The 24869-nt window shown below is 65.8% G+C and carries 20 protein-coding genes and 1 tRNA gene; 13 read left to right on the top strand and 8 right to left on the bottom strand.

Annotation, left to right across the window (positions count from 1 at the left end):
• The first annotated feature begins 34 nt into the window (after nt 1–34).
• From G7078_RS07460 to addB, 6 genes are read left to right on the top strand one after another with little or no spacing between them, the layout of a single operon-like run.
• Nucleotides 35–2386 carry a sensor histidine kinase gene (locus tag G7078_RS07460; protein ID WP_246166303.1) on the top strand — a complete coding sequence of 784 codons (2352 nt, stop codon included), beginning with the start codon at nt 35–37 and terminating at the stop codon, nt 2384–2386.
• Nucleotides 2383–2814, top strand: coding sequence for a tRNA (adenosine(37)-N6)-threonylcarbamoyltransferase complex ATPase subunit type 1 TsaE (gene tsaE / locus G7078_RS07455; RefSeq protein WP_166094590.1), 432 nt, complete (start codon nt 2383–2385; stop codon nt 2812–2814). The genes G7078_RS07460 and tsaE overlap by 4 nt, the downstream gene beginning before the upstream one ends.
• Nucleotides 2811–3797, top strand: coding sequence for an aminoglycoside phosphotransferase family protein (locus G7078_RS07450; RefSeq protein WP_166094587.1), 987 nt, complete (start codon nt 2811–2813; stop codon nt 3795–3797). The genes tsaE and G7078_RS07450 overlap by 4 nt, the downstream gene beginning before the upstream one ends.
• Nucleotides 3794–4555: a nucleotidyltransferase family protein gene (locus tag G7078_RS07445; RefSeq protein WP_425505239.1), complete on the top strand. Its 762-nt coding sequence runs from the start codon at nt 3794–3796 to the stop codon at nt 4553–4555. Before G7078_RS07450 ends, G7078_RS07445 begins: the two co-directional genes overlap by 4 nt.
• On the top strand, nt 4548–5816 hold the full coding sequence (locus tag G7078_RS11015) for a PD-(D/E)XK nuclease family protein (RefSeq protein WP_343037790.1): 1269 nt from the start codon (nt 4548–4550) through the stop codon (nt 5814–5816). The genes G7078_RS07445 and G7078_RS11015 overlap by 8 nt, the downstream gene beginning before the upstream one ends.
• A complete protein-coding gene (gene addB, locus G7078_RS11010) occupies nt 5705–7471 on the top strand; it encodes a double-strand break repair protein AddB (RefSeq protein ID WP_343037789.1) in 1767 nt (588 codons plus the stop codon). The genes G7078_RS11015 and addB overlap by 112 nt, the downstream gene beginning before the upstream one ends.
• Nucleotides 7472–7473: 2 nt before the next feature.
• Here the strand turns inward: addB and G7078_RS07435 are convergent, their stop codons facing one another.
• Entirely contained in the window at nt 7474–7614 is a 141-nt protein-coding gene (locus G7078_RS07435; protein WP_166094585.1) for a hypothetical protein, read from the bottom strand.
• Nucleotides 7615–7655: 41 nt separating this feature from the next.
• Here G7078_RS07435 and addA point away from each other — a divergent pair, with 41 nt between their 5' ends.
• Together addA and trxA are read left to right on the top strand one after the other, a co-directional pair.
• Nucleotides 7656–11060 (top strand): double-strand break repair helicase AddA, encoded by a 3405-nt coding sequence (addA, locus tag G7078_RS07430; RefSeq protein ID WP_166094583.1) that lies wholly within the window; start codon nt 7656–7658, stop codon nt 11058–11060.
• A gap of 54 nt (nt 11061–11114) precedes the next feature.
• Nucleotides 11115–11435, top strand: a complete 321-nt coding sequence (trxA, locus tag G7078_RS07425) for a thioredoxin TrxA (RefSeq protein ID WP_166094581.1) — start codon at nt 11115–11117, stop codon at nt 11433–11435.
• Here the strand turns inward: trxA and G7078_RS07420 are convergent.
• Entirely contained in the window at nt 11432–11872 is a 441-nt protein-coding gene (locus tag G7078_RS07420) for a GFA family protein (RefSeq protein ID WP_166094578.1), read from the bottom strand. The genes trxA and G7078_RS07420 overlap by 4 nt on opposite strands.
• Nucleotides 11873–11988: 116 nt before the next feature.
• Between G7078_RS07420 and secA the strand changes: the two genes are divergently transcribed.
• Together secA and putA are read left to right on the top strand one after the other, a co-directional pair.
• Nucleotides 11989–14724, top strand: a complete 2736-nt coding sequence (gene secA, locus G7078_RS07415; RefSeq protein ID WP_166094576.1) for a preprotein translocase subunit SecA — start codon at nt 11989–11991, stop codon at nt 14722–14724.
• Nucleotides 14703–17852 (top strand): bifunctional proline dehydrogenase/L-glutamate gamma-semialdehyde dehydrogenase PutA, encoded by a 3150-nt coding sequence (putA, locus tag G7078_RS07410; RefSeq protein WP_166094574.1) that lies wholly within the window; start codon nt 14703–14705, stop codon nt 17850–17852. The genes secA and putA overlap by 22 nt, the downstream gene beginning before the upstream one ends.
• 49 nt (nt 17853–17901) lie before the next feature.
• On the opposite strand, the gene G7078_RS07405 is transcribed toward putA, so the two are convergent.
• Nucleotides 17902–17976: transfer RNA gene (locus G7078_RS07405), tRNA-Asn, on the bottom strand.
• A gap of 144 nt (nt 17977–18120) precedes the next feature.
• Between G7078_RS07405 and G7078_RS07400 the strand changes: the two genes are divergently transcribed.
• Genes G7078_RS07400 through G7078_RS07390 form a run of 3 tightly spaced genes read left to right on the top strand, consistent with a single transcriptional unit; the run spans nt 18121 to nt 21173 of the window.
• Nucleotides 18121–18552 carry a MarR family winged helix-turn-helix transcriptional regulator gene (locus G7078_RS07400; protein ID WP_166094572.1) on the top strand — a complete coding sequence of 144 codons (432 nt, stop codon included), beginning with the start codon at nt 18121–18123 and terminating at the stop codon, nt 18550–18552.
• Nucleotides 18549–19625, top strand: coding sequence for an HlyD family secretion protein (locus G7078_RS07395; protein WP_246166300.1), 1077 nt, complete (start codon nt 18549–18551; stop codon nt 19623–19625). Before G7078_RS07400 ends, G7078_RS07395 begins: the two co-directional genes overlap by 4 nt.
• A gap of 3 nt (nt 19626–19628) precedes the next feature.
• Nucleotides 19629–21173 carry a DHA2 family efflux MFS transporter permease subunit gene (locus G7078_RS07390; protein WP_166094570.1) on the top strand — a complete coding sequence of 515 codons (1545 nt, stop codon included), beginning with the start codon at nt 19629–19631 and terminating at the stop codon, nt 21171–21173.
• Here the strand turns inward: G7078_RS07390 and metC are convergent.
• From metC to G7078_RS07365, 5 genes are read right to left on the bottom strand one after another with little or no spacing between them, the layout of a single operon-like run.
• Nucleotides 21170–22294, bottom strand: a complete 1125-nt coding sequence (gene metC, locus G7078_RS07385; protein ID WP_425505237.1) for a cystathionine beta-lyase — start codon at nt 22292–22294, stop codon at nt 21170–21172. The genes G7078_RS07390 and metC overlap by 4 nt on opposite strands.
• 35 nt (nt 22295–22329) lie before the next feature.
• Nucleotides 22330–23220: a branched-chain amino acid aminotransferase gene (locus tag G7078_RS07380; protein ID WP_166094568.1), complete on the bottom strand. Its 891-nt coding sequence runs from the start codon at nt 23218–23220 to the stop codon at nt 22330–22332.
• Nucleotides 23221–23248: 28 nt separating this feature from the next.
• Entirely contained in the window at nt 23249–24055 is an 807-nt protein-coding gene (locus G7078_RS07375) for a pyrroline-5-carboxylate reductase family protein (RefSeq protein WP_166094566.1), read from the bottom strand.
• A gap of 1 nt (nt 24056) precedes the next feature.
• Complete coding sequence (locus G7078_RS07370; protein ID WP_425505267.1) at nt 24057–24557, bottom strand: type III secretion system chaperone family protein; 501 nt, start codon at nt 24555–24557, stop codon at nt 24057–24059.
• Between the two features lie 5 nt (nt 24558–24562).
• Nucleotides 24563–24868, bottom strand: coding sequence for an accessory factor UbiK family protein (locus G7078_RS07365; protein ID WP_166094564.1), 306 nt, complete (start codon nt 24866–24868; stop codon nt 24563–24565).
• Nucleotide 24869 lies beyond the last annotated feature (1 nt).

The following is a 24869-nucleotide window of genomic DNA, read 5'->3' as shown; positions in this document are numbered from 1 at the left end:
ATGGTCCGTTCATGGGGAGCGAGACGAACTAACCGTGTCGGCGTTGGGAACGAGCGGCGTCTTTGCGCTTGCCTTCGCCGGGCTGTGGATCATCATTGCCGCGCTTCTGTCGGCGCTTGCGTCGAGGCGCATTCGCGACGCGACGGGGGTGATCGATGCAGCGCAGCGAATGCGCGGCCTGCTTGAGTTGTCGCCCGCGAGACCCGTGATCGTTCACCCGGATCTCGCCATCGAGGCCGATGCACGGCTAAGCCGCGAGCTCGGCCTGCTCGATAATCCCCAAACGCTGGGCGATCTCTCTGGGCCGGGGGCCGGTTTGCTTCAGGAGGATGTGGACGCACTTGCGGCTGCGGTCAGGGCAGCGACAGTATCCGGCGGTCGGGTTGAGCTTCAGGTGCGTCTCGCCGGGTCGGAGCGTGTGCTCGAGGTCCGCGGGGGCGCGGCGTTGACGCTAGAGGCTCCGGGCTCGCTGATCTTGTGGTTCTCGGACACGACGACCGCCGAAAGCGAGCGGCTCGAACTGGCGCATCGCTTGCGTCAGACCGAAGCCGCCCTGGATGCGCTCACCCACGTCATCGAGGCCGCGCCGTTCCCAATGTGGTATCGCGGGCCCGACTTGAAGCTTGGCCTGGTCAACCGCGCTTTCGTCGATGCGGTCGAAGCGCGTGAGGCGACCGAAGTGATCGCTAACGGCCTGGAACTGGTCAGCGATAGGGAGTCGGCAAAAGCCGGCGCGCTAGCCGCGATCGACAGCGGCAAGCCATCGGTCCGCAAGCAGGCGGCAATCGTTCGCGGGGAACGCCGGATGCTGCGGCTCGTCAACGTGCCGTTGCCGACGGGCGCGGTCGCGGGCTTTGCGATCGACGTCCAAGATCTGGAAGATGCCCGCGACGAGCTCGTCCGGCACGCGCAGTCGCAACGCGAATTGGCCGACCGGATGACCGCGGGCGTCGCGCAGTTCGATCACGATAGAACGCTTAGCTTTTTCAATCAGCCGTTCGCGTCGATGGCGCATATCGACCCCGAATGGTTGGGCGAGCGGCCCGAGTTCGACCGCGTGCTGGAACGCATGCGCGAAATGAACCGGGTGCCCGAGACGCGCGATTTTCCGAGCTGGAAAGCGGATCGGCGCAACTGGTTCACGAGCGCGGACGAAGTCATCGAGGAAGACTGGATCCTGGCCAACGGCGACCATTTCCGGGTCGTCGGCCAGCCGCTTCCCGACGGCGGCTTGCGACTGTTCCTGGAAGACCGCACCGAACAGGTCCGCCTCGCGTCCGCGCGCGACACGTTGCTCCGCGTGCGCGCCGCCACCTTCGACAATCTGTTCGAGGCCATCGGCGTGTTCGCCAGCGACGGCAGGCTGTACCTGTGGAACCGGCGCTTCAGCCAGGTCTGGGACCTTGATGAGGAATGGCTTGGCGAACATCCGCGGGTCGACGAGCTGGTGCCGGCGATTGCGCGCAAGCTCGTCAACCCCACGGCCGCTGCGCAAATCCGGGAGATGGTGCGCAAAACCACCAATGAGCGGCAACCGGCGAACGGCCGCTTGACGCTAACGGACGGGCGGCATTTTGATTTCGCTGCGGTCCCGCTGCCGGACGGCAACGCGCTCTTCACCCTCGTCGATGTGACCGATTCGAGCCGGATCGAGGCGGCGCTGCGCGAGCGTGCCACCGCGCTCGAGCAAGCTAGCCGGGTGAAGACGGATTTCGTCGCCAACATGAGCTATGAACTGCGGACGCCGCTGACCTCGATCGGCGGCTTCGCGGAGATGCTATCGCAAGGCTATGCCGGCGATCTTTCTTCGTCGGCGAAGGATTATGTGCAGGCGATTCTCGAATCGGTCACGCGCCTGTCCAAGCTCATCGACGACGTCCTCGACCTCACCCAGGGCGATGCCCGCGGCGTCGTCTTGGAACGCGAGCGGGTCGATATTGCCGGCCTGTGCAAAGCTGCGTTCGACAAGGTTTCCGCGCGCGCCGAGAAAAAGGAACAGAAGCTGACCCCTGACATCCAGGGCTCCGCGGGGTTCGTGGTCGGCGACGCTCGACGAATTCGGGAATCGGTCGAGCATTTGCTCAGCAATGCGCTCGCTTACACCGACACTGGCGGGTCCATTGCGCTGAAAACTTGGGGTGACGAAGCGGCCGCCCACATCCAGGTCAGCGATAATGGTGCCGGCATCGCCAAGAAAGACTTGCCTCGGGTGTTCAATCGCTTCGATCGAGTCTCGGACGACGGAGTCCGGGGAGAGGCGGCGCTTGGCCTGGGCCTGCCGCTAGCCCGCCAATTTATCGAAGCGCATGGCGGCAAGGTCGACCTGGTCTCCGCCAAGGGGAAGGGGACGACGGTCACGCTGACGCTACCGCGCGCGCCCGAATGATCATCAAGGACGAAGCGGCCGCCTCTTCCTTGGGCTCGGACCTGGCGAAGGCCCTGCGCGCCGGCGACGTGATCACGCTTTCCGGCCCGCTCGGCGTTGGCAAGACGACGCTTGCGCGCGGTATTCTTTCGGGCCTTGGCCACAAGGGCGACATGCCCAGCCCGACCTTCGCCCTCGTCCAGCCGTATGACGATCTCAAGCCGCCAGTCTGGCATGTCGACCTGTACCGTCTGGAAGATCCGAGCGAACTGGAGGAGCTTGGGCTCGACGTTCGGGACACGGCGCTGATTGTCGAGTGGCCGGAGCGCGCCGGCGCGGCTTCCTGGCCCCAGGCACTCCGCTTGTCGCTAGAATTCGCCGAGGCCGGCGCTCGCCGCTTGACAGCCAAGGTGCCGCCGTCATGGCAGGGCCGGTGGCCGCCACAATGAATCCGCCCGAACACGCTCACGGTTTCCTTGCCCGCCATGGGTGGGGTGCAGCGATCATCGAGCCCCTTGCCGGCGACGCATCGTTTCGAAGGTATTTCCGCGTCGTCGATGGCGATCGCAGCGCCGTCCTGATGGACGCGCCGCCACCGCAAGAGGACGTGCGTCCGTTCGTCGCGGTTGCGCAGTGGCTCGCGAGCGCCGGTCTCAGCCCGCCCGACATCCTGGCAAGTGACGTCGAGGGTGGCCTTTTGCTGCTCGCCGACCTCGGCAGCGGACGACTGCGCGAGACGCTCGACCAGCATCCCGAAAGGGAAGAAGAACTCTACGCCTTGGCGACCGATGTCCTGGTCCACCTCCACCGCCACACGCCGATGGACGGATTGCGCCCGCACGGTCTCGACCAATGGGTCGAAGAGCTGGGGTTGTTCACCGAGTGGTACTGCCCGGCGCTGGGCATCGATGTCGATGCCGAAGCCTATCGGTCGGCGTGGGAGGATGTGCTTTCGCCGGTGTCGAAGGACGGCCTAGGCCCGGTCACGGTGCTTCGCGACTATCACGCGGAAAACGTCATGCTGGTCGGGGATCGCGCCGGGGTGCGCCACTTCGGGCTCCTCGATTTCCAGGACGCCGTTGCCGGGCACCCAGCCTACGACCTTGCGTCCGTCCTCGAAGACGCAAGGCGCGACGTTGCGCCTGAGATCGAAGCAAAGATGATTGCCCGGTACGTCGCGGCCACTGGAAGTGGCGAGGCCCTTGAGCGCGCTTATTGGGCGCTGGCGGCCCAGCGCAACACGCGAATCCTCGGCGTTTTCACCAGGTTGTGGAAGCGGGACGGCAAGCCGCATTATCAAGCGTTCCAGCCGCGAATGTGGGGCCTGCTCGAGCGTGACTTGGCGCAGCCCGGCCTGGAGCCGGTGCGCCGGTGGTTCGATCAGAATATTGCGCCGGAACACCGCGCCGCGCCCTGGCTGGCGACAACGTGAGCAGCGCTCGCCAGGCCTTGCGGCTAAAGGCCGAGATCGCCGCCGAAGTGCCGGCGACCGCGATGGTCATGGCGGCGGGGCTCGGCAAGCGGATGCGGCCGCTGACCGCGACCCGGCCCAAGCCGCTGGTCGAAGTCGCCGGAAAGCCGCTGCTCGACCATGTGCTCGTTCGATTGCAGGGTGCGGGGGTCCGCCGGGCCGTCGTCAATGTCCACTACCTGGCTGACGCCGTAGAAGCGCATCTCGCCGCCCGCGACTTCGGCTTGGACATTGCCATTTCCGACGAACGGTCGCTGCTCCTGGAAACCGGCGGCGGCCTGGTCCACGCCGAGCCGCTCATCGACGCGGACCCGTTCCTGTGCGTCAATAGTGACAACCTGTGGATCGACGGGCCGGCGGATACGCTTCGGCTGCTCGCATCGCACTGGGACGACAGCCGGATGGACGCCTTGCTGCTGCTGGTGCCGCACGCGCGTGCGCAAAACCATCGCGGCCTCGGCGACTTTCATATGGATCGAAGCGGCCGCCTTCGTCGCCGTGAGCGCAACCGCGTCGCGCCGTTCGTCTACACCGGCATCCAGATGCTTTCGAAGCGGCTGCTGGAAGGCGCGCCGACGGGCGCCTTTTCAACCAACATCTTGTGGGACCGAGCGATCGAACAGGGCCGCTGCTTCGGCGCCGTCCATCAGGGATTGTGGTTCGACGTTGGGACTCCGCCGGCGATCAAGGCGACCGAGCACGTCCTCAACTATGCCTGAGGCTACGGAGGCGCCGGCCAGGCAGCCTGCGGTTTTCACTATCCCGTCGCACCGATCGTTTGCCGATGCGCTCGTCGCCGGGCTTCTTGCGCGCTTCGGCACCGAGCCGACGACGCTCGCTGCGGGCCGGATATTGCTACCGAACAATCGGGCGGTGCGAAGCATCACCGACGCCTTCGTTCGCGCCAGCGGTGGGGGCCTGGTGCTGCCCAGGCTGATCCCAATCGGCGATCCGGAGCTGGAGGAGAGGGTCGGTGGAGCGCTCGACCTGGCGGACACGGAAGACCAGCCGCCGCCGGCCGTCGAACCGCTCGCTCGCCTGCTGGCGCTGGCTGAACTCGTCCGCGGCGAGAATGAGGGCGCGGCCGAGGCGCTGCGGATGGCGAGCGACCTCGGGCGAACCCTGGATGCGCTGCTGATCGAAGAGGTCGAACCGGCGCGGCTCAAGGATGCTGTCGTCGAGGATCTAGCCCGGCATTGGCAGGTCTCGCTCGACCGCCTGCGCGCAATCGTCAAGCAGTGGCCCGAGCGACTTGGCGACCTCGGCGCCATTGACCTTGCCGAGCGCCGCAACCTGCTGCTCCACCGCCTGGCGAAGCGATGGTCGCGAGAGCCGCCCACCGGGTTCACCGTAGCCGCGGGTGTCACGACCGCGGCGCCGGCTGTCGCCGAGCTTGTCAGGACCGTTGCCTATATGCCGGGCGGGCTGGTCGTGCTGCCCGGCCTGAGTCTGCCTTCGAGCGTGCCCGATGCCGAGTGGGACGCCCTCGGGCCCGACGAAACTGGACGGGGGGAGGAGACCCACCCGCAGTTTCACCTGAAATTGCTGCTCGGGCGGCTCGGCATCAATCGCGCGGAAGTTCGATTGTGGCCAAGGGCAGGGCGCGCATCGTCGCCGCCGGCCCGTGGCCGGGCCGTTGCCAATGCGATGGCAGCCGCTGATTTCTCGCACAAGTGGAACGCCCTGAAGCCTGCGGATCGCCGCTTGTCGGGAATTCGCGTTGCCGAGTTGTCCGACCCGGCTGCAGAGGCGCAGGCAATATCGCTGGGGATCCGCCAGGCCCTGGAAGTCCCGGGGAAGACCATTGCCTTTGTGACCCCCGACCGAGTCCTGGCGCGGCGGGTTTCCGCCTTGTTGGCGCGTTGGGGGTGGAAGCAGACGACAGCGCCGGCCGCGCGCTTGCGGAGCTGCCCGCGGGGACGCTTCTCCTGGCGGTCGCGGCGGCGATGGCCGAATCCCTGGCGCCAGTGCCGCTGCTGACGGTGCTCAAGCATCCGCTGGTGGGCGGCGTCGACGAAGCGCGCCTCGCCTGGCTCGAACAGGTGCGCTTGCTCGACCTTGCGCTGCGCGGCCCACGGCCGGCGCCGGGGATCGAGGGCCTGACGCGTCATTTCCAGGAACGCGAGCACCAACGCCAGCGCGGCTGTCGCGGCTGCCTTGCTGCCTGGGAGGGGCTGCGGCCAACGCTGGCTTTGCTGGATGAAGCGCCGGCCGCGCTCAGCCTCGCGCAATTCGCGACCCGCGTGGCCCAAGCCGCCGAGGCATTGGCCGGGGATAATGCCTGGCGCGGCCAGAACGGCCGGATTGCAGCCGAGCTGCTCGCGGACTTGCAGGGCCTCGAGGAAGCGCAGCGGCTTGCAGTGACGCCCGAAGACGGCCTCGCGATCCTTCGCCAGTTGCTGGAGGCGCAGCGGGTCCGCCCGCCATATGGCGGTCATCCCCGGGTCTTTATTTGGGGCTTGCTCGAAGCGCGGCTGCAGCAGGCCGACCTGATGATCCTGGGCGGGCTCAACGAGGGGGTCTGGCCCGCCGCGCCCGCCCCCGATCCCTGGCTGGCGCCCAAGATTCGCGCCAACCTTGGGCTTCCCGGCCTTGAATATCGCATCGGCCTGTCGGCGCATGACTTCGCCAGCGCGCTTGGCGCGCCGGAGGTGCTGATCACGCGCGCCAGGCGGGACGGACGCTCGCCAACGGTCGCTTCCCGCTTCTGGCTTCGGCTGAAGGCAATGACCGGCGGCCTGCCGCACGACATCCGGCTGGAGCGCTTGGCCGTCGCCGTGGACGATATGGGGATGCCGCGGCCGGTCGATCGCCCGCAGCCGTGCCCGCCGGTGGCCGATCGGCCGAAGAAGATCAGCGTCACTTCGGTCGACCGGCTGAAGGCCGATCCATTCGCTTTTTACGCACGGGAAATGCTGAAACTCAGCAGCCTCGACCCCGTCGATGCCGATCATAGCGCGGCGTGGAAGGGTACAGCGGTGCATGCCGTGCTCGAACAGTGGCTCGCCCAGGATCGGTGCGATCCCGACCGGCTGCTGGCGCGGGCACGGGCGTTGCTTGCCGACCAGGCGATCCACCCCATGCTTCGCGCGCTGTGGCAGCCCCGGCTGATGGAGGCGATCCGCTGGGTCGAGGGCCTGGAGCGGGCGAACCAGGCCGAAGGCCGGTTGCCGCTCGCAGCGGAAAAGCGCGGCGAAGCAACGATTGCGGGGGTGACGGTTTATGGGACGGCCGATCGGATCGACCGGCTCAGCAATGGCGGGATCGCGATCGTCGATTACAAGACCGGGAAGCCGCCCGCTCCCAAAGCCATCGAGGGAGGATTTGCCCTGCAACTGGGCCTCCTCGGCCTGATTGCGCAGGGCGGTGGCTTCAAGGAGATCGCCGGCGCGCCGGACGCCCATGAATATTGGTCGCTCACCAAATATGGCGACAAGTTCGGCAGGTGCGTCCGCCCGGATGCAAAGGAAGGCGCCGACGCATTCCTCGAACGGGCATTGCGCAGCTTCACCGCAACCGCGGGCGATTACTTGACCGGCGAGAAGCCGTTCGTCGCCAAGCTCAATCCCGCATTTGCGCCTTACGGCGACTACGACCAGCTGATGCGGCTCGAAGAATGGTACGGCCGCTCATGACGCTAGCGGCGCGGCTTCTTCTTCACCTTGGAGGCGTAGAGCAACGCCGCCACGATCGCGGCGGAGCCGATGCCGACGGCGACCCCGGCCTTGACGAGTTTCTGGCGGCGCTCTTCGCCGGGCTTGTTGCTGTCTTCGCTCATAGCGCCGATTCTATGGGCTCCGCGACGGCTTGGAAAGTCGAATGAGCAATCGCTTCAAGCCGCTTCCGCAACTGGCGGGCGCACAAGCCGCGGCCGCCGATCCGCGTGCCCACGCCTCACTCTCGGCTTCCGCCGGCACCGGCAAGACACAAGTGCTGACGGCGCGCGTCCTCCGCCTGCTCCTGAGCGGGGTCGATCCCGAACATATCCTGTGCCTGACTTTCACCAAGGCCGGTGCGACCGAAATGGCGAACCGGATCGGCAGCCAGCTGGCCGCCTGGGTGCGGCTACCGGACAAGGCGCTGAAGAAAGACCTGTTCGCGCTCGGTGAATCGACCGACCCGCGATATCTGGAGCGCGCACGCCGGCTGTTCGCCAAGGTGCTTGATGCACCGGGCGGGCTGCGCATCCAGACGATCCACAGTTTCGCGCAGGCCTTGCTGGCATCCTTTCCGGCCGAAGCGGGGATCACGCCCGGTTTTCAGCCGATCGAGGGGCGCGCCGAGCAGGAACTTGCGCGCTCGACGCTTGCCGACTTGCTTGCCGATGCGGAAGCGGCTGGCCGCGACCAGTTGATCGAAGACGTCCAGTGCCTGAGCCTGCGCTTGGGCGAGGACGGTGCAACGCGCTACCTAATGCAATGCGCGCACGCGGCGGACGCGATGGTGCGACTGGGCGGCGCGAGCGAGATCGAGCCTGCGCTTCGGCGCGTGATGGACCTGCCCGATGAGTCGGTCGAAGACATGCTTGCCGCGAGCTGTGCGGACGACCGTTTCGATTGCGACCTGCTGCGGGCGATTGCCGATGCCAACCGGGCGTGGGGTGCGGCGACCGGCGAAAAGTTGGTGCAATCGATCGAACGTTGGCTCGCGCTTGCGCCCGCAGACCGCGCGGGGGCGCTGCCGGACCTGGCGCTGATCGTCTTCACCGGCAGCGGCGACCTGCGCAAGGTGAGCGCGGGGCAGCGCAATGCGGACCCCGATTATGATGCGCATGCCGAGCGGCTAGCGCGCGCGATCGGCGAGCTGCTGACCATCCAGCGCGGCGCTCGCCTGGCCGCGGAGATGGCAGCCGGGCTGCGCGCTGGGCAAGCGTTTGCAAAGGCTTATTCTGACGCCAAGCGGCGGGCAGGGGTCGCGGACTTTAACGACCTCATCGCCTGGACTCGCCGGCTCCTCGCCACGCCCGGTATGGGCGAGTGGGTCCGCTACAAGCTCGACCGCCGCACCGATCATATCCTGGTCGATGAAAGCCAGGACACCAACGCGGCGCAGTGGCAGATCGTGCAGGCGCTGGCGGAGGAATTTTTCGCCGGCGCCGGGGCGGCTGGAGAGCGGCACCGGACCATTTTCATGGTCGGCGACTTCAAGCAGGCGATCTTCCGCTTCCAAGGGACCGATCCCGAAGAGTTCCGCCGCGCCCGCGACTGGGTTCGCGATCATTCGGCGGCGCTTCGCGAGGCCGCGGAAGATACGGACGACTGGGTCGCGCCCGAGTTTCGCGAGCTGTCCATCGACGCAAGCTTCCGCTCCTCGCAGGCGGTCCTCGACGCTGTCGACGCGGTGATCGACGAGGTTGGCTATCCCAACATGGGCCTGCCGGACGAGCCCAACCGTCACCGCGCCTTCTTCAGCGACCGGCCGGGTCTCGTCGAGCTTTGGAAGCCATATGCGCCGACGGACGCCCAGGAGGACGAACCCGAGGAGGGGTGGCTCGACGAGGAAGAGCGCGCCTATGCCACCGAACTCGCCCGGCAGGTTCGGCGGTGGCTGGATGAGCGGCCGCTGATGGCCTCGACCGGGCGCGAGCTTGGCCCCGGCGACATCATGATCCTGGTCCGAAGCCGCGGGGAACTGGCGTCGCTGATCGTCGCGCGCCTGTTCGCCGAGCGAGTGCCGGTCGCTGGAATCGATCGCCTTCACCTGCACAAGCCATTGGCGGTGAAAGACCTGCTCAGCGCCGTGGCCTTTGCGGTGCAGCCATTAGACGACCTCAGCCTTGCCAGCCTCCTGGTGTCGCCGCTGATCGGCTGGGATCAGGAGCAGCTGCGCGCGCTCGCGTTTGGGCGGGGCGAAATCTCGCTTTGGCAGGCGTTGCGCACACGGTCGGGCGAACGCGAGGATTTCGGCACGGCGCGCGATCGGCTCGCTTCACTCCTGGCGATGGCCGATTACGTCACGCCGCACCGGTTCCTAGAAACCATCCTGTCCGGACCGCTTGACGGACGCCGCAAGCTCTACGGCCGCCTCGGTCTCGCTGCCCGCGACCCGATCGATGAGCTCCTGTCGAGCGCACTGGAGTTCGAACGCGGCGAAATTCCCTCGCTCGACCGCTTCCTCGCCTGGTTCTCGCGTGGGGATGTCGAGATCAAGCGCGACCCGTCCGCGCCGGTCAACGCCGTGCGGGTGATGACGGTGCATGGCGCGAAGGGCCTGGAAGCGCCGCTGGTGGTGCTCGCCGACGCGACGGCCGACCCGGAACGGATCGGCGGCGTCGCCAGATCGATGACCTTGCCGATTGCCGACGCACGGGTCCCGGTGATCCGGCCACGCAAGGACGAGCGGCTGGAGCCCTTCGGGGCCTTGCTGGACGAGGACAAGAGGCTCGATCTCGAAGAGCATTGGCGGCTGCTTTACGTGGGCATGACCCGGGCGGTGGACCGGCTGGTGATTGCCGGCATCGACAAAGGCGACCCTGCGGAAAACTGTTGGCACAAGCGTGTCGAGCGGGGACTCGCAGTGCTGGGCGCCGAGGTGCATGAAGATGCGCAGTGGGGCGCGCTGCTTCGCTATCGCGGTGCGGTCCAGGGTGGGCGGGTCCGGCATAAGCCGGCGCCCCGCGACCTGCCGCTTCCCGAAGTGCCGGCTTGGGCGAAGGCGCCTGCGCCGCCGGAAGCGCGTCCGCCGCGGCCGCTGGCGCCGTCGGCGCTCGCCGAAGACCGCGAGCCTTCAGCGCCGCCAAGCGCCGCGGCTCGTGCCGCCGCGGAACGCGGAACCCTGATCCATGCCCTGCTGGAGCGCCTGCCGCCGGTGGAGGCGTCGCAGCGCGGAATTGCCGGCGCGCGGTGGCTAGAGCGCTCCGCTGGAGTGACGGATGCAGCGGAGCGCGAGGCGATCGTCGGTCTGGTGCTCAGGATTCTTGAAGACGGACGCTTCTCGTCCTTGTTCGGCCCTGGATCGCTGCCCGAAGCGCCGATCGTCGCCACCTTGCCCGACGGCCGGGTAATCGCCGGCACCGTCGACCGGTTGCTGGTTGAGCCGGGGCGGATCAGCGTCATCGATTTCAAGACCGGCCGCGCCCCTGAGACCAGCACGCTCATTCCGCGCTCGCATAGCGAGCAAATGGAAGCCTATCGCCAGGCGTTGCAGGTCATATTCCCCGGCCGGCACATCGCCGCATCGCTGCTTTACACCGCGACGGGGGCGTTGTTCGAGCTAGGCGCTTGAGAGCGGCGGCAAGCCATCCCATATGGACGCGGAGCCCAGACAGGAGACCGACTCATGAGCAGCAAGACCGTTACCGACCAGAGCTTCGCTTCCGACGTGCTGGGTGCGTCCGGTCCGGTGCTGGTGGATTTCTGGGCGGAATGGTGCGGCCCATGCCGGATGATCGCGCCGGCGCTTGAAGAAATCTCGAATGAGCTGGGCGAAAAGCTGACCGTCGCCAAGCTCAATATTGACGAGAACCCGGATACCCCGGCACGCTATGGCGTGCGCGGCATTCCGACGATGCTTCTGTTCAAGGACGGCCAGCCAATCGCGCAGAAGGTCGGTGCTGCGCCGCGCAGCCAGATCCAGCAGTGGGTCGAAGGCAACATCTAACCGGGCGGTTCGATTCCGTTCAGGCCCACCGTGCCGGGCCGAAAGCGGTCGTGTTTCGGCAGATCGTCGCCGGGATTGAACCAGGCGACCCTGCTGCCCCAGAAGATGTGGAATCCGGGTGCGATCGCGCCCGGATCGTCTAGCGTGCACAGGCTGAAATCGAACGTTTCCGGCTGCACGTCGTAATCGATCGCAAGCGGCGTTCCGCAGCCTGCGCAAAACAACCGCTGGGCAATGTCGCTGGATCGCACGCGCACAACCCGGTCCTCGCCGGCGCTCACGACCCAATCTCCCATCCTGACGCTGGCGAAGGCCATCGCTGGCGAGCCACTGTTGAGCTGGCAGGTGCGGCAATGGCACCAGCCGGCATCGAACGGGGCGCTGGCCAGTCGGTAGCGAACCGCGCCGCACAAGCACCCGCCGGTCAGTCCGTTCATCCTGCCCTCCTTAATTGACTAACAACAGGCCGCTTCCTACATCGCCGCCGCAGTCGCCTGCGCGCGGGCGAGGTGTCTCGTCATCCTAGCGCGCGCCCGGCAATCGAGGGAATTCCATGTTCGCCGCACTGGCCAAGAACGTCTTCGGATCGGCAAACGATCGCTATGTCCGCAGCCTGGGTAAATATGTCAACGCGATCAACGGCTTCGAGCCGACGATTGCGGCGCTGACTGATGAGGAGCTGCGCGCACAGACCGATCTGTTTCGCCGCCGGCTAGCCGACGGCACCAAGCTCGACGATCTTCTGCCCGAAGCGTTCGCGACGGTACGCGAAGCGGCGAAGCGCACGCTTGGCCAGCGGCATTACGATGTCCAGCTGATCGGCGGCATCGCGCTTCACCGCGGCGAAATCGCGGAAATGAAGACCGGCGAGGGCAAGACCCTGGTCGCGACGCTCGCGGTGTATTTGAACGCGCTGGAAGGCAAGGGCGTCCACGTCGTCACCGTCAACGACTATCTTGCCCGCCGCGATGCCGACTGGATGAGCCAAGTCTACAGGTTCCTGGGGCTGAGCACCGGCGTAATCATCCCCAACCTCAGCGACGAGGAACGCCGGGCAGCTTACGCCGCCGACATCACGTACGGCACCAACAACGAATTTGGCTTCGACTATCTGCGCGACAACATGAAGTATGCGCGCGATCAGATGGTCCAGCGGCCCTTCAATTTCGCCATCGTCGACGAGGTCGATTCGATCCTGATCGACGAAGCCCGCACCCCGCTGATCATTTCCGGCCCGACGGACGACAAGTCCGAATTGTACATCTCGGTCGACCAGGTCGTGAAGACGCTGCAAGCCGCCGACTATGAAAAGGACGAGAAGCAGCGGTCGGTGGTGTTGACCGAAGAGGGCACCGAGAAGGCCGAGCGGATGCTGGAGGAAGCCGGCCTGATCGAGGGCCGCAACCTCTACGACATCGCCAATACGCAGGTGGTCCACCACCTCAACCAGGCGCTCAAGGCCAACATCCTGTTCAAGAAGGACATCGATTACATCGTCAAGGACGGCAAGGTCGTCATCATCGACGAATTCACCGGCCGGATGATGGACGGGCGACGCTGGTCTGACGGGTTGCACCAGGCGGTTGAAGCCAAGGAAGGCGCCTTCATCGAGCCGGAGAACCAGACCCTCGCGTCGATTACCTTCCAGAACTATTTCCGAATGTATCCGAAGCTGTCGGGCATGACCGGCACGGCGATGACCGAGGCTCCGGAATTCTTCGACATCTACAAGATGAACGTCGTGTCGATCCCGACCAACGTCCCGGTCCAGCGGATCGATGATGAGGACGAATTCTACAAGAACATCACCGACAAGTTCGGCGCCATCGCCAAGGAGATCAAGAAGCGGCAGGAGATGGGCCAGCCGGTCCTGGTCGGCACCGTTTCGATCGAAAAGTCGGAAATGCTATCCGAGTTCCTCGAGCGGGAAGGCATCAAGCATACGGTGCTCAACGCCCGCTTTCACGAGAGCGAGGCGCACATCGTTGCGCAGGCCGGACGGATCGGCGCGGTAACGATCGCCACCAACATGGCCGGCCGCGGCACGGACATCCAGCTTGGCGGCAACCTTGAATTCCGGATGCAGGACGAGTTCGCCGACCTGGTTGCCGGCACGCCGGAATATGAAGCGCAGGCCGAGAAGGTCCGCGAACAGATCATCGCCGAAAAGGCGCAGGTGCTGGCCAACGGCGGCCTGTTCGTGCTCGGTACCGAGCGTCACGAGAGCCGCCGGATCGACAACCAGCTGCGCGGCCGTTCAGGCCGCCAGGGCGACCCGGGCCTGTCGCGCTTCTACCTCAGCCTTGACGATGATTTGCTGCGCATCTTCGGGCCGGAAACGATGTTTGCCCGCCTGATGAACAAGAACCTTGCCGATGGCGAGGCGATCGTCAGCCCGTGGATCAGCAAGGCGATCGAGACGGCGCAGAAGAAGGTCGAAGCGCGCAACTACGACATCCGCAAGCAGGTCGTCGAATTCGATGACGTGATGAACGACCAGCGCAAGGTGATCTACGAACAGCGCGCCGACATCATGGATTCCGACAGCGTCGGTGAAGCGCTCGCGGAAATGCGGTCGGACACCGTCAGCTCCGTCGTGATGGCGCATTGCCCGGCCAATACCTATCCCGAGCAGTGGGACGTCGAAGGACTGAAGGACAGCGTCCGGGCGGTGTTCGGGCTCGAACCTCCGCTCGAAGCGTGGATGCAGGAAGAAGCGGTCGAGCAAGACCTGATCATTGAGCGCCTCGGCACCATGACCGAAGAGCTGCTTGCGCAGAAAACGGCGGAAATTGCGCCCGACGAATGGGCGAACATCGAAAAGAGCATCCTCATCCAGACGCTCGACCATCATTGGAAAGAGCATCTGGCGACGCTGGATGCGTTGCGCCAGGTCATCCACCTGCGCAGCTACGCCCAGAAGAAGCCGATCGACGAATATAAGCAGGAGGCTTTCCTACTGTTCGAACGCTTGCTGATCGCCATCCGCGAGGAAGTGACCCGGACCCTGCTTCGTCTCAACGTCCAGTTCCAGGCGCCTGAGCCGCCGCCGCTGCCAGACTTCATCACCCAGCATATCGATCCGCTCTCCGGCGACGACGATTCGGCCGATATCGACCCATCGACCGGCGCGATCCTTTCGAGCCTGCCCTATGCGGCGGTTCCGCGGGGCGAAATGCCGGCCGGAAGCGAAGTCGCCGAGGGCGAGGCCCCGGTCATCAGCCGCAATGCGCCGTGCCCTTGTGGATCGGGCAAGAAGTACAAGCATTGTCACGGCCAGCTGGGCTGACGCTTGCGCGCAGCGGCGCCGGCTTGAAGCCAGTCGACCGTAGCGCAGTTCGGCAGGACTATCGGCGTGACGAGGCGGCGGTCGATGCCGCCCGTTTGCTGCAGGCGCGCCTCAGCGACTCCCAGCTCCAGGAAGCCGGGTCGATTGCCCGGACCTTGGTCAAAGGCATTCGCGGCCACAAGCCGTCGGGCCTAGACGCGTTCATGCATGCCTACGACCTGGGCAGCGACGAAGGCATTGCGTTGATGTGCCTGGCCGAAGCGCTTTTGCGAATCCCCGATGCCCACACCGCCGACGAGCTGATCGCCGACAAATTGTCGAAGCCCGATTGGGCGGAAAAGCTCGGCGAATCAGGCTCCGCATTCGTCAACGCGGCGACATTCTCTTTGCTGCTGACCGGCAAGGTGCTGGAAGGCGCGAACGACCGCAGCGACAATTGGCGCGCCGCGCTCGGTCGTGCGGTCGGTCGGCTGGGCGAACCCGTCGTGCGCACCGCGGTCAACCAGGCGATGCGGATCCTGGGTAAGCAATTCGTCTTCGGCCGAACTATCGACGAAGCGCTTCGCCGCGCCGCGCCGGAACGCCAGCAGGGCCTTAGCCACAGCTTCGACATGCTGGGCGAAGCGGCGCGGACCTTCGCCGATGCCGAACGCTATGCGGAGGCCTATCGGCTGGCCATCGGGCGGATCGCGCAGGAAGCAAAGGGCGGTTTCATCCGCTCGCCAGGCATTTCGGTGAAGCTGTCGGCCCTTCACCCCCGCTATGAGTGGAGCCACGCCGAAGAAGCGACCGCTTATATCCTTCCGGTCGTCCGCGATCTTGCGGCCCGGGCCAGCGCGGCGGACGTCCACCTGACCATCGATGCCGAGGAAGCTGACCGGCTTGAGCTGCAGATGGACGTCGTCGAGGCAATCGCTGCCGACGACGCGCTGTTCGCCAACGGGTGGGCTGGATTTGGGCTCGCGGTGCAGGCGTACCAGAAACGGGCCGAACCGCTGTGCCGCTGGACGGCCGATCTGGCACGGGCCCATGGCCGCCGGCTGATGGTCCGCCTGGTCAAAGGCGCGTATTGGGATACCGAAATCAAGGCTGCCCAGGTCGCTGGCCTGCCCGACTATCCGGTCTTCACGCGCAAGGCGGCGACGGACGTTTCCTACCTGGCATGCGCAAAAGTGCTGATCGAAGCTGGCGATTGCATCTACCCCGCCTTCGCAACCCACAATGCGAACACGATTGGCGCGATCAAGGCGATGGCCGGCGGTGCGCCGCTCGAGTTCCAGAGGCTCCACGGCATGGGCGAGCCGCAATATGAGGAGCTGGCCAAGCTGGAGGCGGCGATCGGCGATCCGAGGACGCCGGTCAGGATTTACGCCCCGGTTGGAAGCCACAAGGAGCTGCTTGCTTACCTGGTTCGCAGACTGCTTGAGAACGGCGCCAATTCCAGCTTCGTCAACCGCATCGCCGACGAACAGGTCTCGCTGGACGACCTTGTCCGGGATCCGGTCGCCGAGCTCGACGGCCTCGAGCCAAAGCGCAATCCGGCAATTGCCTTGCCGCGCGAGATTTTCGGCCCTCAGCGCCATAATAGCGCCGGCGTCGACCTTGCCGACCCTCTCGTCCGTGAGGCCCTGCTGAAGCGCCTCGCTGCGCTTGAGACGAGGCAATGGTCGGCCGGAAGTGGGGAGGGGACGCCAGTCCTGTCGCCGTTCGACAGTCGGATTCAAGTCGGGACGGTTGCCGAAGTCACTGCGGCCGACGTCGATCGCATGGTCGGCGCTGCCCACGCCGCCCAGCCCGGCTGGGATGCGCTGGGCGGAGAGGCGCGCGCCCGGCTGCTCGACCGCGCAGCCGACCTGTACGAGGAGCATCGCGAGGAGCTGTTCTCCCTATGCATCCGCGAAGCGGGCAAAACCTTGGTCGACGCCGTCCTGGAAGTGCGTGAGGCGGTGGATTTCCTGCGCTTTTACGCTGGCGAGGCGCGACGACAGTTCTCTGGGCCAATGCCGCTGCCCGGGCCGACCGGCGAGCAGAATGAGCTGCGCCTGCACGGCCGCGGCGTGTTCGCGAGCATCTCGCCGTGGAATTTCCCGTTGGCGATCTTCACCGGCCTGACCGCCGCGCCACTGGCGGCAGGCAATGCGGTGATTGCCAAGCCGGCCGGACAGACGCCGCTGATCGCCGCCCTGGCAGTTGAGCTGATGCACAAGGCGGGAATTCCCAAGCCGATCGTGCAGCTCGCGCCCGGTTCGGGGCGGGTCGTAGGCGGGACGCTGACGGCTCATCCGCTGATCGCAGGCGTAGTTTTCACTGGATCGACCGAAACCGCGCGAACCATCAACCGGACGCTCGCCGAGCGTGACGGTGCGATCATCCCCTTCGTCGCGGAGACCGGCGGCCAGAATGCGATGATCGTCGACAGTTCGGCCTTGCCCGAGCAGGTCACGCGCGATGTCGTGTCGTCCGCATTCCAAAGCGCGGGGCAGCGGTGTTCGGCGTTGCGAGTGCTGTTCGTGCAGGACGATGTCGCCGACGGAATGATTGAAATGATTTCCGGCGCAATGGACGCATTGAAGGTTGGAGACCCGCGCGATCTTGCCACTGATGTCGGCCCGGTGATCGACCAGGACGCCAAGCGATTGCTCGACGAGCATCTTGACTGGCTCGACAAGAATGCGCGCCGGATCAACCGGCTGGAGCTCCCGCAAGCGACGGCCCACGGGCATTTCGTGGCTCCTGCCATGTATGAGATCAAGGCGCTAAGTGACCTCAATCGCGAGAATTTCGGGCCGATTCTGCACGTCGTCCGCTTCGCCGCCGACAAGCTGGGCGACGTCGTCGATGCGATCAATGCCACCGGTTACGGACTGACGCTTGGCCTGCAGAGCCGCATCGATACCACGCGCCAGTTCGTCGAGCAGCGTGCCCGGGTCGGCAATTTCTACGTCAACCGCAACCAGATTGGCGCCGTGGTCGAAAGCCAGCCGTTCGGTGGCGAAGGCTTGTCCGGGACCGGGCCGAAGGCCGGGGGACCGCATTATGTGGCGCGTTTCGCGACGGAGCGGGTCACCTGCATCGACACGACCGCAGCCGGCGGAAACGCGTCGCTGATGGCGGCGATCGAGGGGTGATGTTCCGCGCACGCGGCCCGCTGGCCGCTGCGCGATGCTTCGAGAAAAATGGCTCCCCGGGCCTGATTCGAACAGGCGGCCGTCCGATTAACAGTCGGATGCTCTACCGCTGAGCTACCGGGGAGCGGCCTCGCGACATGCGCGGGGCGACGGCGGCTAAATAGCGAAGCGCTCCTTAAAGACAAGCAACTTTGCGCCCGCGTGCGTGGAGACCTGAACCCGGTTGATTTAGTAAGCACCCTTATTATATGGGCGCGTTGTGGAAGAGTTGCTTTTCGAAATCAATGAGACCGCGCATGCGATCCGGCGCGCGTTCGACCAGCGCGCTGCGTCCCTTGGCGTGACCAAGGCGCAGTGGCGTGTGCTGGCGCGACTCAAGCGGGAGCCCGGCCTTCGGCAGGTCGAACTGGCGGACAAGCTGGACGTCGAGCCGATCACCTTGTGCAGGATCGTCGACCGATTGGAGGAAGCGGGGCTGGTCGAACGCCACCGCGACCCGTCCGACCGGCGGGCGTGGAAGCTGGAGTTGACCGACAAGGCGGAGCCGGTGGTCGCCCGCCTACGCGAACTGGTGCGCGAATTTTCGAGCGAGATCCTGGGTTCGATGGGTCCAGCGGGTGTCGAGAATCTGCGTGCCGAATTGAAGGACGTCCGCGCCAAGGTCGCCGCGGGGCAGCATAAGAACAGGGTCAGTGCATGAACGAGATGAAGTCGGATGAAGGCGCCACCGTCATCGAGCCGGATGAGGCCGGCGCCGGCGACGCGGTCGTGGTCGTGCGTGCCTCGCGAAAGGGAAGGCTGCGCGCGCCGCTGATGCTGGCGTTGCCGCTGATCCTTTTGATCGGCGGGATGTACTGGTGGCTGTCGAGCGGGAGCACGGTTTCCACCGATAACGCGCAGGTGAAGCAGGATATCGTCGCGGTCAGCGCCCAGGTGGCGGGGCCGGTGGCGCAGGTGCTGGTGAAGAACGGCGACGTGGTGAAGCGCGGCCAGCCATTATTCCGGATCGAATCCTCCTCCTTCCGCGTGGCGCTTGAGCAGGCCGAAGCGCAGCTTGCCGCGGCAAAGCTGCAGACCCAGCAACTGCGCACCCAGGCGGCAGGCACCGGGGCGGACATCGTCGGTGCGCAAGCGAATCTCCAGATCCAGCGTAACGCTTTGGCCCGTCAGCAGGCGCTGCTCAATCGCGGCTTCACGACGCGTGCGGACTATGATGACGCGCTCAACGAAGTGCGCGCAGCAGAAACGCAGCTGGCCGATGCCCGCGCGCGTGCCGCCAATGCGCAATCGGCCATCGCGCCCGGCGAGCAGCCGTCGATCGCACAGGCGCAAGCCGCGGTCGACAAGGCCAAGCTCGACCTGCAGCGGACGGAGGTCCGAGCGCCGATGGACGGGATCGTCGCCAACGCGGATCGGTTGCAGCCCGGCCAAGCGGTGGCTCCGGGTGTCGGTCTGCTGTCGCTCGTCCACGGCACCGGCGCCTGGATCGAGGCCAACTTCAAGGAGAAGGACCTGGCGGAAATGCGGCCAGGCCAGCCGGTCGCGATCGATGTCGATGCCTACCCCGACCTCGACCTCAAGGGGCATGTCCAAAGCATCGGCGCCGGCACCGGCAGCGAATTCGCAGTAATCCCGGCGCAAAACGCCAACGGCAATTGGGTCAAGGTGACGCAGCGCGTGCCGGTTCGGATCGCAATCGACGGCAAGCCGGCCCGGCCGATGGTCGCCGGGCTGTCGGCTGTGGTCACGGTGCGCCTGGACGAGCGGAAGTAGTTCATGGCCGATCCGGCGCCCGGCGTCGCCAGCCACCCGCTCGATCCCCAACGGCGCGCCATCGTCACCGTCGCGGTGATGATGGCGGTGCTCCTCCAGGTGCTGGACACGACGATCGCCAACGTCGCGTTGCCGCACATGCAGGCGAGCCTCAGCGCCACGCAGGATACGATCAACTGGGTGCTGACGAGCTACATCGTCGCTTCTGCGATTGCCCTTCCGATCAGCGGCTGGCTTGCCGACCGGGTTGGTCGCAAGCGCCTGCTGATGATCTCGGTGGTCGGATTCACGACCGCGTCGGTACTATGCGCCGCGGCGACCTCACTGACGGAAATGGTGCTGTTCCGCGCTGCGCAGGGCGTCAGCGGCGCCTTCATCGTGCCGTTGGCGCAGGCAACGCTTTTCGACATCAACCCGCGCGAAAAGCACGGGCAGGCGATGGCCCTGTTCGGCGGCGGAATCATGATCGGGCCGATCCTCGGACCGGTGCTCGGCGGGTGGCTGACCGACAATTACAATTGGCGGTGGGTGTTCCTCGTGAACCTGCCGGTCGGGATCATCTGCGGTTTTCTCCTGCTTCGCTTTCTTCCCAAGACCGACGTTCACCGGCGCAAGTTCGACGTGCTCGGCTTCGTGCTATTGGCGGTCGCCGTCGGCGCGCTGCAGCTGTGCCTCGATCGCGGGCAGGGCGAGGACTGGTTCGACAGTTGGGAAATCATTGCGGAAGCAGGCATTTCGCTGGCCGCATTCTGGATGTTCGTCGTCCACATCGTCACCGCGAAGGACCCACTGTTCGAACGCAGCATGTTTACCGACCGCAACTTCGCGACCGGGCTGGTGTTCATGGTCGTCACGGGGGTCCTGTTGCTCGCCGGGCTCGCGCTGCTGCCGCCGCTCTTGCAGAATTTGTACGGCTATTCCGTGTTGCAGTCGGGGTTCCTGACCGCACCGCGGGGGATCGGAACCTTGATTTCGATGCTGCTTGCCGGGCGACTGACCGGCAAGGTCGATGCGCGATTGCTGGTCGGGCTTGGCATCGTGCTGATGGGTGTCTCGCTGTGGATGATGACCGGCTTCGCGCTCGATCAGCCGTCCGGGCCGGTTATCTGGAGCGGGGTCGTCCAAGGGCTGGGCCTCGGTATGATCTTCGTGCCGCTGCAAAGCCTTGCCTTCGAAACTTTGATGCCGCGCCAGCGGACCAACGCGGCCAGCCTGCTCAACCTGTCGCGCAACGTCGGCGGCTCGATCGGAATCTCCGTGGTCAGCACGCAACTGGTGCGGATGGCGCAGGTCGCCCATGCCGACATGGCAAGCTCGATCAGTTCCGATCTTCCAACGACGGCCGGGCCGCTGCTGCAAAGCCTTGGCGTGCCGGGCAATGCGGTGATTGCACTGATTAACGCGGAAGTGACGCGGCAAGCGGTGTTCATCGCCTATCTCGACGATTTCAAGCTGATGATGATCGTCACGTTCGCCGTGCTTCCGCTGCTGCTGCTCATGCGCAAACCGCGTGCCGCCGGCAGTGCCCCGGCAATGGCGATGGACTAGACGCTAAGGGCCTGTTCCAGGTCGGCGATGAGGTCGTCCGCATCTTCGAGCCCGATGTGCAGACGGATCAGCGGTTGGCTGTTCTGCTTCCCGACCGTCCTCACCGGATCGACGGGGATCGCCAGGCTTTCGAAGCCGCCCCAGCTGTAGCCGATGCCGAACAGTTGCAGCCGGTCCACGACTGCATCGCGAGCCTTCCGGTCGGCGTTGAGTAGCGAGAAAGCGAACAGGCCCGAGGAGCCGCGGAAGTCGCGCTGCCAAAGCGCGTGGCCGGGACAATCGGGCAAGGCCGGGTGAAGCATTGTCCCGACCGCGGCGTGCGCATCGAGCCACTTCGCGACCGCCAGCCCGCTGTGCTCATGCTGGCGCAGGCGCACGCCCAATGTCCGCAGCCCGCGCGACGCGAGCCAGGCATCGTCCGGGCTGACGGCATGGCCCAGGTCCCAGGCGGTGTGCTGAATGCGCTCAAACCACTCCGGCGTCGCCGTGACGGCGCCCATCAGCAGGTCTGAATGGCCGCCAACGTGCTTGCTCACGGCAAGGATGCTGATGTCGACGCCGACTGCGATCGCCGGGAATAGCAGCGGGGTCGCCCAGGTGTTGTCGAGGATTGTGGTCAGTCCGCGGCGCCGGGCCATGGCACAGATGCCCGGCACATCTTGGACCTCAAATGTCAGCGAACCCGGGCTTTCCAGCAGGATCGCGCGGGTCGATTCGCCAACCAGCGACTCGAGTGCCTCGGGCGTCGCCAGCGGGTCGTAGTAACGAGCGGCGATGCCAAACCCGCTCAGAATCTTGTCGCAGAAGATTCGGGTCGGGCCATAAACGCTATCGACCACCAGCACTTCGTCGCCGGCGGACAGAACCGCCAACATGGCGGCCGTGATTGCTGCCAGGCCAGAGGGGAGGAGGGCGGTCCCGGCAGCGCCAGGCTCAAGCTCGGTTAGCGCTTCGGCCAGCGCCCAATGGGAAGCGGTTCCCTGCAGCCCATAAGCGTAGCTGCCCAGCCCCGGCTTTCGCTGTCGCATGTCCGCGACGCTGTCGAACAGGATGGTCGATGTGCGCTCAACCGGCGGGCTGACCAGCCGGCCGCGCCATTCCTTGCGCCGACCGCCCGTCACGAGCCTTGTGTCAGGGCGCGTCGAGTCGGCCACGCTCAGCGGTCGGCCAGGCGCCCGTTGACCAAGTCGTCATAGTCCTTGGCAAGTTGGCGGGTGAGGTCGCCGACTTCGAAGGTCCATGGCCCGGCGGAACCGACCGGGGTCACTTCGGCAGCGCTTCCGGTGAGGAACATCTGCTCGAAGCTTTCTAGCTCTTCCGGCCAGATCGCGCGCTCGACGACCTCGACGCCGCGGCGCCGGGCCAGGTCGATCACAGTGCGCCGGGTGATCCCGTCGAGGAAGCAGTCGGGCGTCGGCGTGTAGAGCACGCCTTCGCGAATGAAAAAGGCATTGGCGCCGGTCGCTTCGGCCACCTGGCCGCGCCAGTCGAACATCAGGGCGTCGTCGAAGCCGGTGTCTTCCGCATGCTTCCGCGACAGCGATGCGATCATGTAGAGGCCGGATGCCTTCGAATGGACGGGGGCGGTATAGGGGGCCGGGCGGCGCCACGGCGCGAGCGTGAGGCGGATGCCTTTGGCCGCCTTGTCCGCGTCGAAATACTTGCCCCATTCCCACGCGGCGATCGCCACATGCACCTTCGCGCCGGTCGGCGAGACGCCCATTTTTTCCGATCCGAGCCAAGCCACCGGGCGCATGTAGGCGTCGGTCATCGCGTTGGCGGTGAGGACCTCGTTGCAGGCGTCCCCCAGTTGCTCGACGTTCCAGGGAACTTCGAAGCCCAGCAGTTCGGCGCTCCGGCGCAACCGCTGGCAATGCTCGCCGAGCTTGAAGATCCGCCCGTTGTACGCGCGCTGCCCCTCGAACACCGACGAAGCGTAATGGAGGGCGTGAGTGAGGACGTGAACTTTCGCTTCCCGCCACGGCACCAATTTGCCGTCGAACCAGATCCAGCCGTCCCGATCGTGAAAGGTCTGCGTGTCCGCCATGTCGTTCCCTGTTTCCCCGGCGAGCGGACTAGGGCAGGCGCGCATCCTGGGCAAGCGAGCGCCCGCGCGCCGCCGCGGCTTCGATCGTCTCCTCCACCAACCGGTCGAGCGCCTGTCCGCCATCCAGAACGGCAAGCCCGGCCTCCGTCGTCCCCTTGGGGCTGGCGACGCGCCGGGCGAGCTGGTCCATCGTTTCGCGAGTGCTGGAAGCGAGCCAGGCCGTTCCGAAGACGGTTTCAAGGGCGATGGCAAAGGCGGTTTGTTCGGGAAGGCCCTGCGCCACGCCTGCCTTGGCGATGGCATCGATGAAGCGGGCGACGTAGGCCGGGCCGGCGCCGCCGACCGCGCCCATCCCGCCGAGTGTCTTCTCGCTATCCGTCCAAAGCGCCATGCCAAGCGCCGAAAACAATTGTGCCAGGGCGCTTTGCGAGTCGGCTTGGATATCGTCGCTATAAAGGCCGACAAAGCCGCGCCGAATGGCGACCGGCAGGTTCGGGATGGCGCGCACGATCTTCGCGCCGGGGAAGCGCTGCTTCAGGCTTGCAGCTTCAACGCCAGCCAGGATCGAAACGACGGTAGTCCGTTCCGTCAGGTGGGGCGCAAGCTCCGGAGCGACGCTATCGAGCTGCTGCGGCTTGAAACCGAGCAGGACGAGGGCGGGCGAGGGTCCGGCCTGGCCGATTGCGGTGACGGTACGCACGCCTTCAACCGGCCGTCCGCTGGGCCGGATCGCAATCGCGGTCGAAAGATCGATACCGGCAATCCGCCAGCCCTCGACCATCGCGCCGGCCATGTTGCCGCAGCCAACCAGCCAGGTCGGAGAGGGAAGCTGCACCTTACGCCTCGCCGTGGGTGTCGATCAGCGCTGCGGCGATCGCTTCGCCCGGCGACTTGCCGCCCCACAAGACGAACTGGAAAACCGGATAGAAGCGTTCGCATTCTTCCAGTGCGGCTTCGGAAATGGCTTCGGCCTGCTCGATCGTCAGACCATCGCTTTCTCGCGCGTCCAGGATGGTCGCATGGCGGAACACGACCAGTCCCGATCCCGACCACATTTCGAAATGGCCGAGCCACAGCTGCTCGTTGATCAGGCCGAGCGATTCGTAAATCGCCGAGCGCTTTTCCGGCGCGACCTTGATGTCGGGAAACGCCAGGAATTGAAGCACCTGGTCTTCCGGCCGCCAGACGCCGCGAAATTCATATTGCGCCCAGCTGCCGGACGCGGACGCGACGATTTCGCCTTCGGCCGACCGTTCACACGGCCAACCGCGGGCTTCGAAATACTGCTCGAGAATCTCGATCGGAGCGCCGTCGTCGCGCTCCTCGCCGGTTTCGATGTCGCTCAGGGCTTGGGCTCCGGATTCGTCTTCGGCTTCGATGCCCGCTTTGCCCCTGCCGCGACACCAGCCGCCTGGGCCTCGAGCGCTGCAATGCGGCCTTTTAGGGCCTCATTTTCGTCGCGTGCGGCCGCCGCCATTGCCTTGACCGCCTCGAACTCGTCGCGGCCGACGAAATCCATCCCGCCGATCCATTCGCGCATCTTCTCGCGCGTTGACGATTCCGCTTCACGGCCCATGCCCGCCACCGTGCCGGCAAAGCCGTTCACCATTTTCACGAAATCGTCGAACAGCCGATTTTCTGACTGCATG

Origin of the sequence: Sphingomonas sinipercae (assembly GCF_011302055.1) — a bacterium.
Lineage (GTDB): Bacteria > Pseudomonadota > Alphaproteobacteria > Sphingomonadales > Sphingomonadaceae > Sphingomicrobium > Sphingomicrobium sinipercae.
Note: the sequence above shows the minus strand (reverse complement) of the source record. Positions and strands in the feature narration are given on the sequence as shown.